Origin of the sequence: Rhodoferax sp., assembly GCF_023701345.1 — a bacterium.
GTDB lineage: Bacteria > Pseudomonadota > Gammaproteobacteria > Burkholderiales > Burkholderiaceae_C > Rhodoferax.
In genome coordinates this window covers 1-12,842 of the sequence record NZ_JAMPXE010000011.1, presented here as the reverse complement: position 1 = coordinate 12,842, position 12,842 = coordinate 1, and the positions used below count along the sequence as shown (strand labels likewise).

Sequence of the window (12,842 nt, the reverse complement as noted above, 5' to 3'; positions counted from 1 at the left end):
AATGACCACCATCATGATGGACGAGACCTTTTTCTGGCTGGGTTACCCGGTGCTGTTCCGACCGGGGGAGAGCTTTGCTGCCGCGTTGCAGCGTGCCGGTGTGGCTGATCTGGGGCCGGCCATGGGGCAATTGCGCGGCCGCTATTTTTGCGGCATTGGCGCCTGCCAGGCCTGTCTGGTGTCGGTCAATGGCGCGGCGCCGGTAGAAGCCTGTCTGACGCCGGCCCGCGCCGGGGCACAGCTCACCCTGGCTGCGCTGCCGGCCCGTGAGGTGCATCGTGTGGCAGCCTGACGTGCTCGTGGTCGGTGGCGGCCCGGCGGGGGTCGCCGCTGCGGTGGAGCTGGCCGGCATGGGCTTGTCGGTGCTGCTGGCCGAGCAGCGTGACCGGCTCGGCGGCGCCATCCATCGCGCCTACGCGGGCGCGGGTACCAGCCAGATCAGGCGCAACCCGCACCACCAACGCCGCTGGCAGGGCTTGCTGGACCAGGTACAACAGGTGGGCGACCGGCTTAGCCTGCAATTCCAGTCTGTCTTTCTGGGCGTGGAGAGGGATGGCCGCTATCTGCTTGATGACCGTGTTGCGGGGCGCGTGCGCAGCGTGCGCCCCAAGGCGGTGGTGATGGCGGTCGGTGGCATTGAGCGGGTGTTGCCGGTGCCCGGCTGGGAGTTGCCGGGTGTGACCACGGCAGGTGGCATGCAGGTGCAGCTCAAGGAAACCGGTGAGGTCCCCCGGGGTCCGATCCTGGTGGCGGGCAGCGGGCCCCTGCCGCTGGCCCTGGCGGCGCAATTGGCCGCTGCGGGCAATCCGCCGCTGGCTGTGCTGGAGCGGGGCCAGCCTTTTCGTGCCGTGCTGGCGCAGCCTGGCGCGGCATTCAACGGCATGCGCAGTTGGCCGCAGCTGGCGGAAGCCCTGGGTTATGCCTGGCAGCTGTTGCAGTCCGGCGTGCCTTATCGCACCGGTTGCAGGGTCAGCGCCATAGAAGCGCTGCCCCACGGTCTGCGCGTGGCCGTGGTCGATCACCATGGCCGAACCCGGGTGCATGAGGTGGCGCATCTGGCTTTGCACGATGGCCTGGATGCCAACCAGACCGGCTTGCCGCGCCAGGATGCGCCGGGCTTGCCGGTGCTGTGGGCTGGGGATTGTCGTGAAGTGTTGGGCGCCGATGCAGCCATCAGCGATGGCCGCCGCGCCGCCCAGCAGGTTGCGCTGGCCTTGGGACATCTCAATGGCATGGCGAATTTTGACAGCCAGTTGCAGGCCGCCCGGCGCACGCAGGCGGCGTTGCGCACGCTCTACCACACACCCGCACCAAGCATGACGCCCGAAACGGTGGTTTGCCGTTGTGAAGGCTTGCGCGCCGCCAGCTTGGCCGCACTCCAGGGCGCGGCTTCGCCGCATGAAATGCGCGTGGTGGGACGTTTTGCCATGGGAACTTGCCAGGGCCGCTTTTGTGCCCGCACGGTCCAGGAATTTGCGGCCGAGACAGGGGTGCCGTTTGAACTCGGTGCGCTGCACGGCAGCACGCCACGCTGGCCGTTGCGGCCGGTGTCCGTGGCGGCGCTGGCGGCCTACACCGATGCATGAGCGGTCGATTATTTTTGCAACCGGCAATGTATTTGCCCTCACCAGGAGAAGACGATGACACTGAACCAACGACGCCATTTCACAATGGGTGTGGCCGCTCTGGCGGCCAGCTGCTTAACCGGCACTGCGCTGGCCCAGGCACCCAGCGCGGATCAAACCACCTGGGATCGCATCAACAGCAGCAAAACCCTGCGCGTCGGCGCGGTCGCCGGTGCGCCGCCAAATTACCAGAAAAACCTGGCCACCGGCGAGTGGAGCGGCATCATGGTCGACCTGGCCAAAGACCTGGCAGCCAGGCTCAACGTCAAGCTGGTGGTGACCGAGACCACCTGGGGCAATTCAGTGCTGGATTTGCAGACCAACAAGCTCGACATCTTTTTTGGCCTCAATCCGACGCCGCAACGCCGCGAGGTGATCGATTTCACCGTGCCGCTGTACCAGAACGCGTTCACGCTGATTGCCAAAAAAGGCTTTCAGGCCAAGACCTGGGATGACCTGAACAAGCCCGAGGTGACGATTGCCGTGGACGTCGGCTCGTCCTACGACAACCTGGTGACGGCCATGTACGACAAGGCCAAGATCCTGCGCTTTGAAAAATCCAACGATGCCACCATGGCGGTGCAAACCGGCCGTGCCGACGTGCAGCCGCTGGTGGTCACGGTGTCGGCCGGCATCCTCAAGAAAAACCCCAATGTGGGCCATTTGATCGTGCCCGAGCCCATCAAGGGCACCACCACCAATGCCGGTCTGCGCAAAGAACAGGACAAAACCTGGCAAATCTACGTGGACAAGTGGATCACCGAGCTGCGCGCTGCCGACAAGGTGAATCCGATCGTGCTGTCGAATCTGGACAAGCTGATGGGCATCAAGCCGGAAGATATCCCGGTGATCGTCAAGTTTTGAAGTGCGATTGATTGACGGGAGACCCTGTGTACCAGTGGAATTTTGAATTTTTGTGGGAATACCGCAGCCTGTTTGCCACCGGCTTGCTCTACACCCTGGGCTACACCGTGATGTGCATCGCCCTGGGACTGCTGTTTGGCCTGATCGCCGGCATGGGGCAGTTGTCGCGCTGGGGCGTGGTGCGCTGGCCCATGAAGGGTTATGTGGAGCTGTTTCGATCCACCCCGGTGCTGGTACAGATCATCTGGTTTTACTACGCGCTGCCGGTGCTGCTGGGCATCGAGATGTCGCCGGCCATGGCGGCGGTGCTGGCGCTGTCGCTCTACGGCGGCGCGTTTTACTCCGAGATCATCCGCGGCGGCATCATTTCGATCGAGGTCGGCCAGACCGAGGCCGCGCGCGCCCTGGGCATGACGCGGTTTCAGATCATGCGCCGCGTGGTGTTGCCGCAGGCGCTGCGGCGCATGACGCCGCCGCTGCTGAACCAGTCGATCATGCAGCTCAAGAACACCTCGCTGGTCTCCATCGTGGCGCTGCCGGATCTGGTCTACCAGGCGCAGGCCGTGGTGCATGAAACCTACCGCCCGCTGGAAACCTACACGCTGATTGCGTTGATGTACCTGGCCGTTCTGGTGCCCGCCACCAGCCTGATCAAGCGGCTGGAGCGGCGCGCCGATACTTAAATTCTGCTGGGAAAATCCATGATTGAAATCCGTGGCCTGCGCAAGCAGTTTGGCGACAACCTTGTATTAAGAGATGTGTCGATGCGCGTGGACAAGGGCCAGGTGGTGGCCCTGGTGGGGCCGTCTGGCTCTGGCAAATCCACCCTGTTGCGCTGCATCAACCTGCTCACCATGCCCGACGCCGGCAGCATCCGGGTGGGTGAGCATGAATTCAGCTACCAGGGCGCCAGTACCAAGCTGCCCGGCGACCGCGTGCTGTCGCGCTTTCGCGCCAACACCGGCATGGTGTTCCAGCATTTCAACCTGTTCCCGCACATGACCGCGCTGCAAAACGTGATGGAGGGCATGGTCACCGTGCTGCGCACGCCCAAGGCAAAAGCGCGGGAACAAGCGTTGCAACTGCTTGACAAGGTGGGTCTGGCGGACAAGGCCGAGGCGCATCCGCAGCAGCTCTCGGGCGGCCAGAAACAGCGCGTGGCGATTGCCCGCGCGCTGGCCATGCAGCCGCAGGTGATGCTGTTTGACGAGGCCACCTCGGCGCTCGACCCCGAACTGGTGGGTGAGGTGCTGGCGGTGATCCAGGCGCTGGCCAAAGACGGCATGACCATGGTGATCGTCACCCACGAGATTGCCTTTGCCCGCGAGGTGGCCGACGTGCTGGTGTTTATGCGCGACGGCGTGGTGGTGGAAAGCGGACCGGCCAAAGCCGTGATCGACCACCCGCAGCAGGCTGCCACCCAGGCCTTTTTGGCGCGCTTTCACGACAAACCTTAAATAGTTGGGGTCAGAGCACATCGCTGCGCGAGTGGTCTGACCCGCAAGGTTTCAAGTTGGTTGGGGTCAGAGCACGTCGCTGCGTGAGTGGTCTGACCCGCAAGGTTTCAGACTTTCAGAAAACGCGCGGGTGACAAGGCGGCAAAGTCTTGCGCGCTGTCCTGTCCCAGCGCCCAGCGCGCCACGGCGGCACCCACCAGGGGCCCCAGGCAAATGCCGTCGCCCTGCATGGCGGTAGCGACGATCAGGCCGTCGAGTTCCGGATGCCGGCCGACAATGGGCAGGCCGTCTTCGGTGGTGGCGCGAATGCCGGCAAAGGTGCGGATCACGCGTTGGCGCGCCAGCGGCGGATAGACGTCAATGGCCTCACGCAAAATGGTGGCCACCGTGCGGATGTCGGTCTGTCGATCCAGTATGCCGGTCTCGCGGCTGCTGCCCAGCAAGAACTGGCCGGTGCGCAGCGGGTCAATCACCAGGCTCACCGAACTTTGCTGGACGGTAGGCGTGTGTTTGGACGCCAGGTAACTCGCCGACATCAGCGGGCCGGGCAGCACCGCATAGCCAAACGCGGCGCGGTCGGTCACGATCAACTGCCCCTTGCGCGGGATCATCACCTTGTCCAGGCCCAGGAAAGCCATTGAATCGATGCCGGCTGCCAGCACCACCACGTCAGCCAGAATCTGCCCGGTCGGGGTCTCGACGCCGATCACGCGGTCGTTGGACAGCACCAGATCAAGCACCGGGGTGTGGCGCATGGGCACCACGTTGGCGCAGGACAACAAGCGGTGCGTCACTTGGTAGCCAATGGCATGGCCGTCTTTGGGCACCTTGAGCCCGGCCAATACGCTGGTGCCCAAACCCGGCACGCGCCGCATCAGCATGGCGCGGTCGAGCCACAGTGTGGCCTCGCCCTGGTTGTCGAGGTCGCGCTGCTGGGCGGCAATCACCGCCACTTCCAGCTCGGAGCGGGCAAACAGGTAAGTGGGGCGGGTATGGAACAAGTCGGTCAAAACTTCTTCGCGCACCAGCTGGGCATAGAGGTCGCGCGCCTGGCGCGCCAGTTGCATCATCACGCCGGGGCGTTTGCTGGCCACCGACACCGCGCCGTCCGAAGCACCGGTGGCGCCCGCTGACGGCGTTTGCGCGTCCAGCACGGTCACCTGGGCACCGGCGCGGCTGAGATAAAAGGCGGTGGCCGCGCCCACAATACCGGCGCCGATCACAACAACATGGGGAAAAGGTCGACTGACAGGCATGTTTTGGCTATGAGAACTTGTCTCATTATGGCGGCTGGTTTTCCCCTTTTTGGCGGTGCGGGCAACAAATCATGGGCCGGGTTGGCGCCTTATGGCTCAGGTGCGCTCAATCTTCCAGGCCAATGCCACCGAGGTGGTGGTTTTCACCACGCCATCCAGGTTGCGCATGTCGTCGAGCAAGGTGTTGAGCCGCACGGCAGATTCGGCGCGCAGCAACAACACGTAATCAAACTCGCCACTGACCGCGCACAACTGGCGCACCTCGGGCATGCGCGCCAGACGGGTCTCGACCTCGCGCCCGGCTTTGGCTTGCACCGTCAGGCCGACAAACGCCTGCAGCCCCTGGTTCAGCACGTCCTGCGCCAGCCGCACGGTGTAGCCGGCAATGACGCCCTCACGTTCCAGCCGGTTCAAGCGGGCCAGCACGGTGGTGCGCGCGGTGCCGAGTTTGCGCGCCAGATTGGCGGCGGATTCGCGCGCGTTGGCTTGCAGCAGGGCGATCAGTTCGCGGTCCAGCGCATCGCGCAGGGCGGGTGGAGTCGGGGTAAGCGGAGCGGGCATGGCGGGTTTAATTTGGTCAATATGAGTATTTAAACGTCAGATTGACATTTTCTGACCATTTGTCGTCGAATTTACCCATCCATCTGACAATACTTGTCTTTAAACTGAACGCATTCACAATGGCTTCAAGGAGCACAGGATGCGTGTTGTTTTAATGGGTGCCGGCCACATTGGCCAGGTGATTGCCAGGCTGCTCTCAGGCAGTGGCGACTACCAACTCAAGGTGGTGGACTGCAGCGTGGTGGCGCTGAAAAGCCTGAGCCACCTCAAGCTGGAGACCGAACTGGTGGACACCGCCAATGCGGCTGAGTTGTTGCAGTGTTTGCAAGGTTTCGATGCGGTCATCAACGCCTTGCCTTACCACCTGGCGCTCACCGTGGCCACCCAGGCCAAGGCGGCGGGCTGTCACTACTTTGACCTGACCGAGGACGTGGCCGCGACGCGCGGCATCATGCAACTGGCGTCCGGGGCCAAAACGGCTTTCATGCCGCAGTGCGGTCTGGCGCCGGGTTTTATCGGCATCGTGGCGCACCACCTGAGCCAAAAATTCAGCAGCCTGCGCGAGGTCAAGATGCGTGTCGGCGCGCTGCCCGCGTTCCCGACCAACGCGCTCAAATACAACCTGACCTGGAGTGTCGACGGCCTCATCAACGAGTACTGCCATCCCTGCGAAGCCATCCACAACGGCGAGCTGATCGAGGCGCTGCCGCTCGAGGGCATGGAGCATTTCTCGCTGGACGGCACCGAGTACGAGGCCTTCAATACCTCGGGCGGCCTGGGCACGCTGTGCGACACCCTCAGGGGCCGGGTGCAAACGCTGGATTACAAAACCGTGCGTTACCCCGGTCACCGCGATCTGATGAAAATGCTGCTGCAGGAATTGGGGATGCAGCACGATCAGGCCACGCTCAAGGCCATCTTCAGGCGCTCGATCCCGCTCACCATGCAGGACGTGGTGCTGGTGTTTGTGACAGTCAGTGGCGAGCGCGACGGCCAGTTTGTGCAGGAAGTGTTTGCGCGCAAGATTTTTGCCGACCGCTCCGAAGAACACCCCATGAGCGCGATCCAGATCACCACCGCCGCCGGTATCTGCGCGGCGGTGGATCTGTTCCGCGAAGGCAGGTTGCCGATGTCGGGCTTCATCCGCCAGGAGCAGGTGGTGTTGCCGGATCTGCTGGCCAACCGCTTTGGCAGCGCCTACGAGCAGTCGCGCCAGGTCGAGTCGATTGGCTAGATGTTTGCTGGCGCAAGGCGCGCGCTTTGATTTCTGAAAAGAGGAGCGAGTCACGCCCATAAAATGGGCCGGATAGCCTGCCTTGATTGATAAAACCATGACCTTTCCAAACGCCTTTGAAAATCTGAACGTGCTGTCGCAGCAAACCTTGCTGCCGCCCAGCGCATTACACGACGCCGTGCCCGCTGGCGACCTCGCCACCCAGACCGTCAGCGCGGCCCGCACCGCCGTGGCCAACATCTTGCAGGGGCGTGACCCGCGCTTGCTGGTGGTGGTGGGGCCGTGCTCGATTCACGACCTGGTGGCGGCCCGGGACTACGCGCAACGGCTCAAGGCGCTGGCCGATGAACTGAAGGATCAACTGCTGATCGTGATGCGGGTCTATTTTGAGAAACCGCGCACCACGGTCGGCTGGAAGGGGCTGATCAATGACCCGCGCATGGACGACTCGTTCCACATCGAAGAGGGCTTGCATCTGGCGCGCCAGTTGCTGGTGGACCTCAACGACATGGGCTTGCCCTGTGGCACCGAGGCGCTGGACCCGATCACGCCGCAGTACCTGGGCGACCTGATTGCCTGGAGCGCGATTGGTGCCCGTACCACTGAGAGTCAGACCCACCGCGAAATGGCCAGCGGCCTGTCGAGTCCGGTGGGCTTCAAGAACGGCACCGACGGTAACCTCGACGTGGCGCTCAACGCCATGCTGTCAAGCGCCCAGCCACACACCTTCTTGGGGATCAATGGCGAAGGCCAGGTGGCCCTGACGCAGACCCGCGGCAATGCCCATGGCCATCTGATCCTGCGCGGCGGCAGCGTCCCCAACTACGACTCGGTGGCCATCGCGCAAGCCGAGGCCGAGCTGGCACGCGCCAAATTGCCGGTGAATATTGTGGTCGATTGCAGCCATGGCAATTCGCGCAAAAACCACGCGCTGCAAAGCTTGGTGCTGAAAGATGTGGTGGGGCAGGTCGTGGACGGCTGCCGGTCCATCAAAGGCGTGATGCTGGAATCGAATCTGTTCGAGGGCAACCAGAAGCTGGCCGACCCCAAGGACCTGCGCTACGGCGTCTCGATCACCGATGCCTGCCTGGGCTGGGATGCGACCGCCGCCGGGCTGCGCGAAGCGGCGCAGCGGTTGCGCACGGTGGTGCGCTAAGACCTCATTTATTCAGGCTGCCAATGCAGCTTCAATGTCTTTGGTCAGACTCTCTGGCGTGTCCGTGGGCGCGTAGCGCTTGCGCACCCGACCGTCCTTGCCGACCAGAAACTTGGTGAAGTTCCACTTGATCGATTTGCTGCCCAGCAGGCCGGGCGCCTCAGCCGCCAGCCATTGGTAAAGCGGGTGGACCTGCGCACCATTGACCTCGATCTTGGCCATCATCGGGAAGGTGACACCATAGTTGAGCTGGCAAAATTCGGCAATTTCGCCATTGCTGCCAGCGTCCTGCGCACCAAACTGGTTGCATGGGAAACCCAGCACCACCAGACCGTGCGGGCCATAAGTCTCATGCAACTTTTCCAGGCCGGCAAACTGGGGCGTAAAGCCGCAGGCACTGGCGGTGTTGACGATCAACAGCGCCTTGCCTTTGAACTTTTTCAATGCCACCGGCTTGCCGTCGATCGACAGCGCTTCAAAGTCATAAACAGTTGTCATGATTTCCCTCAATCAGCCGTGAGCCTTGTCATCGCGGGCAATGGCCAGCAAGCGGTCAACTTCCTCATGGTGGTGCGCCAGGTTGCGCGCATGCCAGCGCCGGATCAGCCACATGAAGCCGGCAATCACCAGGCCAAAGCCGGTGATTGCCGCAAAGGTCGGCAAACCGAGCCCGGTGGACAGGCTGTAGAGCGCGCCCAACACCAGGATGCAGGCTTGTTCATTGAAGTTTTGCACGGCGATGGAGCGCCCGGCGCCCATCAGGTTGTGGCCGCGGTGCTGCAGCAGGGCATTCATGGGCACCACCAAAAAGCCACCCAAAGCACCGAGCAGGATCAAAAACGGTGCCGCCACCCAGACATTGGTGATGAAGATCAGTCCGATGATCAGCAGGCCCATGACAATGCCCAGGGTGATCACGCGCGGGCCGTCTTCGAGGCGCATGCGCATGGAAGCCACGACCGCACCGACCGCCATGCCAATCGCCACCACCCCCTGCAAGGCCGACGCCTGCGTCACCGAGTAATCCAGAGCGGCGGCGGCCCAGGCCAGCACAATAAAGCGCAGATTGCCCGCCACGCCCCAGATCAGGGTGGTGGCCGCCAGCGAGATTTGCCCCAGCTTGTCGCGCCACAAACGGGCGTTGCAGGTCCAGAAATCGGGCAGCAGGGTCAGCAGCCGCTTGGGCATGGGGCGCATCAACACGCCGGTGAGTGGAATGTGGGTGTTGAACCAGGCGGCCAGCAGGTAGACAAAAATCAGCACCGCAATGGCGGCCTCGGCCGGGTTGTTGATGCCGGTGTCAATGCCGGGGATGTCAATGGCCAACAAGTGGCGCGACACATGGCGCCCCACCAGCTGGCCGCCCAGCAGCACGCCCAAAATGATCGAGCCAATCGTCAGACCCTCGATCCAGCCGTTGGCCTTGACCAGTTGCGAGGCCGGCAGGAGTTCGGTCAGGATGCCGTACTTGGCCGGTGAATAAGCCGCAGCCCCGAGGCCGACGATGGCATAGGCCAGCAACGGATGGGTGCCAAACAACATGAAAAGACAACCCCCGACCTTGATGAAGTTGCTGATCAGCATGACCCGGCCCTTGGGCATGGAGTCGGCAAACGCCCCCACAAAAGGCGCCAACACCACGTAAAACAGCGCAAACATCGGTACCAGCGCGGCCTGTTGCCACTGCGGGGCGTGGCTGGTGCGCAGCAATTGCACGGCGGCTACAAACAAGGCGTTGTCGGCCAGCGAGCTGAAAAACTGCGCTGACATGATGGTAAAAAAGCCGCGTTTCATCGATGATTTTTTGTAAGCGCCCAGGGACGGCGCTTTAAGGGGTGACGTGTCTCCAAACGGTACCGGGTTATAGCACGCCGGCGCAATGTCAAAATCACCCTAACGCAATTTCCCCAGAGCTTTTATGCCCCGCCCGATCCTCGCCACCATCCACACCGCTGCGCTGCAGCACAACCTGGCCCGCAACCGCCGGGCCGCCCCTGACGCCAAAGTCTGGGCGGTGGTCAAGGCCAATGCCTATGGCCACGGCATTGAGCGCGTGTTTGAGGGTCTGCGCAGCGCCGATGGCTTTGCCTTGCTCGACCTGGCGGAAGCCCAACGGGTGCGCGACCTGGGCTGGCGCGGCCCCATTTTGTTGCTGGAAGGCGTGTTCGAGGCGCGCGACCTCGAGCTGTGCTCGCGCCTTGATTTATGGCACACGGTGCATTGCGACGAACAAATTGACATGCTGGCGGCCTGCAAGACCCATGTCGGGCATCGGGTGTTCTTGAAAATGAACTCGGGCATGAACCGGCTGGGTTTTACCCCGGCGTGTTACCGCAGTGCCTGGGCGCGGCTGAACGCCTTGCCGCAGGTCGACGAGATATCGCTCATGACGCACTTCAGCGATGCCGATGGCGGCCAGGGCATTGCCGCGCAAATGGCCTGCTTCAATGAGGTCACGCGCGACCTGCCTGGCGAGCGCTCGTTGAGCAACAGCGCCGCCAGCCTGCGTCATACCGAGGCTGTGACGGCTTCGGACTGGATTCGTCCCGGCATCAGCCTGTATGGCAGCTCGCCTGATCACCCCGAGCACCTGGCCGCCGAATGGGGCCTGCAACCGGCCATGACCCTGGCGGCAAAAATCATCGCGGTGCAGGACATCCCCCAGGGCGCCAGCGTCGGGTACGGCTCAAGGTTTGTGGCAGAAGCACCGATGCGCCTTGGCGTGGTGGCCTGTGGTTATGCCGACGGTTACCCGCGTGTGTGTCCGACCGGCACGCCGGTGCTGGTGGCGGGGGTGCGCAGCCGGCTGATCGGGCGCGTCAGCATGGACATGATCGCGGTGGATCTGACGCCAGTGCCCGAGGCCGGCATGGGCAGCGAGGTAACGCTGTGGGGGCGCGCTGCCAACGGTGTGGCGCTGGGTATTGACGAAGTTGCGCAGGCGGCCGGCACGCTGGGCTACGAGTTGATGTGCGCGCTGGCGCAGCGGGTGCCGGTGCAGGTGATGGATTGAGACCTACTCATCCGGATTGAGCGGGGTCAGGCGGGCAACCTGGCCAGCAGCCTGGCCAGCAACCGTTCAACGTACAGCCCGTCGCTATCCTGGTGCAACAACACCGACGGCGCAGTCGCCCAGGTGAACCCCACCTGGTGCGTTTGCAGCTCTTGCTCGCTGTTGCTGCTCAGCACAAAGCCACAGACTGGCACCGAAAATTTCCAGGCGGGCACCACTTTTTCCAGCAAATCAAATTTGTCGGTAGGCCATTGGTGGCGCAAACCCTTGGGCTCCACAAAAGCCAGCGCCTGTTTGTTGCCGCGTTTGAGCCACAGCAAAAAGTCCGGGTAAAAACCCTCGGCAGCAAACAAGCCGACCCCGACGCCGGCCAGGTTGCGCAGCAACACCACCTCCACGCCCGTCCACTGCGCTTGCGTGTGCAGACGTTCCCAGATACGGCGTACATCCCATACCAGACGGGCCTCACTGTTTTCAAGCGGCGGTGGCGATATGCGCAAGGTGATCGGTTGATCATCCAGCAAGCTCAATTGCGCCCCCGCTTCCACCACGGCAGCCGGTGCGGCAAGTAGTAGCGGGGTGTATAAATGCTGGGGAATGTGCAGCCGCGGCAGCGGCAATGACAGCTCGTCAACGTCGGTGCCTTCGGCCAGCGCCCTGAGCACATGATCGAGGGTGTCGTGCAGGTCGATTTCGCCCACTTCTTCGCGCAACAAAGCCACGATGCGCTCCCAGCCATGGGGCTTGAGTTTGGCACTCTTCAGGCTTTTTTGCAGCGCATCCAATGCCGCCTTCATGATGGGTTCGGCCAACATGGCCTCAATGCGGTAGCCCATTCGGGTCGTGCCATCGGGCAGCGTTTGCATTGGAAAATTGGCATGAACCCCGGACATCAACTCTGACTTGGGTTGCCCTGTCAAGAACTTCAGTCGGGCGCGGCGCATGCAGCGGCCCAGCGCCGCCTCCCATTGGGCAAGTACCTCATGGCGCAAACGCTGTTGCACCTCGGTCGTCAGCGGCAACAACACCGTGGGCACACTGACCCGCACGGCTTGCAGCCAATGCCAGCCGCTGCTGGGGGTCACCCAAAGCTGTTGCATGTCTTGCTGGCGCTTGCAGCGCTGGGCATGCTGAAACAGCGTCTCGGCGCTGACACAGTGCCACAACAAGTCGCTGGCCGCATGCTGTTGCACGGCCACGGCCATGTCCAAAGGCTGCTTTTCACCCACCCCGTCCTGCATGACCAAATGGCTGGACAAATCGATCTGCACACCGCTATGTTCCGTCGCCACAAAGGCAACACAGCGCTGGCCAAATTCCGCCAGCCGGGCCTCGTCATGCAAGGGCACCTGCAGCGCCAGGGCATCCAGGTCAGCGCGCAGGCTGACTGGCAACACGGCACTTTGGGCCGGCATGCCCTCGCGGCTCAGGGTGTCGAGCCAGGTCTGAATGTATTCGGCCTTGACGCCAAACACATACAGCGTTTCAGCCAGGGCAATGCCCGCTGGATGTGGCCCCAGATGTGGCATATGGTCAGCGCGCTTGAGCTGCCCGCCCACACCGGCCAGTCGCACCCCGCGCCCAAACAACTGGATCACCTGCGTTCCCGCATTGCGGCCAATCTGCAACAGCCCAAGCGTGCTGACCCGAAAGCTTGACCAGCCTTCGATGAATTT

At 62.9% G+C, this 12,842-nt stretch carries 13 protein-coding genes; 8 read left to right on the top strand and 5 right to left on the bottom strand.

Translation table 11 applies throughout. The features are described from left to right. Positions 1 to 13: 13 nt before the first annotated feature. Genes NDI87_RS02835 through NDI87_RS02815 form a run of 5 tightly spaced genes read left to right on the top strand, consistent with a single transcriptional unit; the run spans position 14 to position 3,946 of the window. Positions 14 to 292: a 2Fe-2S iron-sulfur cluster-binding protein gene (locus NDI87_RS02835; RefSeq protein ID WP_296273292.1), complete on the top strand. Its 279-nt coding sequence runs from the start codon at positions 14 to 16 to the stop codon at positions 290 to 292. After that, the gene (locus NDI87_RS02830; protein WP_296273291.1) at positions 279 to 1,586 is read left to right on the top strand and encodes an FAD-dependent oxidoreductase; all 1,308 of its coding nucleotides are present in this window, start codon (positions 279 to 281) and stop codon (positions 1,584 to 1,586) included. Before NDI87_RS02835 ends, NDI87_RS02830 begins: the two co-directional genes overlap by 14 nt. 54 nt (positions 1,587 to 1,640) lie before the next feature. Further along, complete coding sequence (locus NDI87_RS02825; RefSeq protein ID WP_296273290.1) at positions 1,641 to 2,489, top strand: transporter substrate-binding domain-containing protein; 849 nt, start codon at positions 1,641 to 1,643, stop codon at positions 2,487 to 2,489. Between the two features lie 26 nt (positions 2,490 to 2,515). Further along, complete coding sequence (locus NDI87_RS02820) at positions 2,516 to 3,172, top strand: amino acid ABC transporter permease (RefSeq protein ID WP_296273289.1); 657 nt, start codon at positions 2,516 to 2,518, stop codon at positions 3,170 to 3,172. Between the two features lie 18 nt (positions 3,173 to 3,190). Further along, positions 3,191 to 3,946 (top strand): amino acid ABC transporter ATP-binding protein, encoded by a 756-nt coding sequence (locus NDI87_RS02815; protein WP_296273288.1) that lies wholly within the window; start codon positions 3,191 to 3,193, stop codon positions 3,944 to 3,946. 107 nt (positions 3,947 to 4,053) lie between these two features. Here NDI87_RS02815 and NDI87_RS02810 read toward each other — a convergent pair whose 3' ends face one another. Next, entirely contained in the window at positions 4,054 to 5,202 is a 1,149-nt protein-coding gene (locus NDI87_RS02810) for an FAD-binding oxidoreductase (protein WP_296273287.1), read from the bottom strand. Positions 5,203 to 5,298: 96 nt separating this feature from the next. After that, positions 5,299 to 5,763: an Lrp/AsnC family transcriptional regulator gene (locus tag NDI87_RS02805; protein ID WP_296273286.1), complete on the bottom strand. Its 465-nt coding sequence runs from the start codon at positions 5,761 to 5,763 to the stop codon at positions 5,299 to 5,301. A gap of 139 nt (positions 5,764 to 5,902) precedes the next feature. Between NDI87_RS02805 and NDI87_RS02800 the strand changes: the two genes are divergently transcribed. Beyond that, positions 5,903 to 6,997 carry a saccharopine dehydrogenase C-terminal domain-containing protein gene (locus NDI87_RS02800; protein WP_296273285.1) on the top strand — a complete coding sequence of 365 codons (1,095 nt, stop codon included), beginning with the start codon at positions 5,903 to 5,905 and terminating at the stop codon, positions 6,995 to 6,997. A 97-nt stretch (positions 6,998 to 7,094) separates the two neighbouring features. After that, positions 7,095 to 8,153 carry a 3-deoxy-7-phosphoheptulonate synthase gene (locus NDI87_RS02795; protein WP_296273284.1) on the top strand — a complete coding sequence of 353 codons (1,059 nt, stop codon included), beginning with the start codon at positions 7,095 to 7,097 and terminating at the stop codon, positions 8,151 to 8,153. Between the two features lie 12 nt (positions 8,154 to 8,165). Here the strand turns inward: NDI87_RS02795 and NDI87_RS02790 are convergent, their stop codons facing one another. Together NDI87_RS02790 and lplT are read right to left on the bottom strand one after the other, a co-directional pair. Continuing rightward, a complete protein-coding gene (locus tag NDI87_RS02790) occupies positions 8,166 to 8,651 on the bottom strand; it encodes a glutathione peroxidase (RefSeq protein WP_296273283.1) in 486 nt (161 codons plus the stop codon). A gap of 12 nt (positions 8,652 to 8,663) precedes the next feature. After that, positions 8,664 to 9,947 carry a lysophospholipid transporter LplT gene (gene lplT, locus NDI87_RS02785; RefSeq protein ID WP_296273282.1) on the bottom strand — a complete coding sequence of 428 codons (1,284 nt, stop codon included), beginning with the start codon at positions 9,945 to 9,947 and terminating at the stop codon, positions 8,664 to 8,666. Positions 9,948 to 10,071: 124 nt separating this feature from the next. Between lplT and alr the strand changes: the two genes are divergently transcribed. Then, positions 10,072 to 11,166 (top strand): alanine racemase, encoded by a 1,095-nt coding sequence (alr, locus tag NDI87_RS02780; protein ID WP_296273281.1) that lies wholly within the window; start codon positions 10,072 to 10,074, stop codon positions 11,164 to 11,166. A 26-nt stretch (positions 11,167 to 11,192) separates the two neighbouring features. On the opposite strand, the gene NDI87_RS02775 is transcribed toward alr, so the two are convergent. Next, on the bottom strand, positions 11,193 to 12,842 hold a 1,650-nt coding region (locus NDI87_RS02775), incomplete at its 5' end, for a hypothetical protein (RefSeq protein WP_296273280.1).

Coding starts and splice junctions, on each gene's coding strand:
- NDI87_RS02800 (WP_296273285.1), top strand. CDS start 5,903: ATGCGTGTTGTTTTAATGGGTGCCGGCCACATTGGCCAGGTGATTGCC.
- NDI87_RS02805 (WP_296273286.1), bottom strand. CDS start 5,763: ATGCCCGCTCCGCTTACCCCGACTCCACCCGCCCTGCGCGATGCGCTG.
- NDI87_RS02810 (WP_296273287.1), bottom strand. CDS start 5,202: ATGCCTGTCAGTCGACCTTTTCCCCATGTTGTTGTGATCGGCGCCGGT.
- NDI87_RS02815 (WP_296273288.1), top strand. CDS start 3,191: ATGATTGAAATCCGTGGCCTGCGCAAGCAGTTTGGCGACAACCTTGTA.
- NDI87_RS02795 (WP_296273284.1), top strand. CDS start 7,095: ATGACCTTTCCAAACGCCTTTGAAAATCTGAACGTGCTGTCGCAGCAA.
- NDI87_RS02835 (WP_296273292.1), top strand. CDS start 14: ATGATGGACGAGACCTTTTTCTGGCTGGGTTACCCGGTGCTGTTCCGA.
- NDI87_RS02825 (WP_296273290.1), top strand. CDS start 1,641: ATGACACTGAACCAACGACGCCATTTCACAATGGGTGTGGCCGCTCTG.
- NDI87_RS02790 (WP_296273283.1), bottom strand. CDS start 8,651: ATGACAACTGTTTATGACTTTGAAGCGCTGTCGATCGACGGCAAGCCG.
- lplT (WP_296273282.1), bottom strand. CDS start 9,947: ATGAAACGCGGCTTTTTTACCATCATGTCAGCGCAGTTTTTCAGCTCG.
- alr (WP_296273281.1), top strand. CDS start 10,072: ATGCCCCGCCCGATCCTCGCCACCATCCACACCGCTGCGCTGCAGCAC.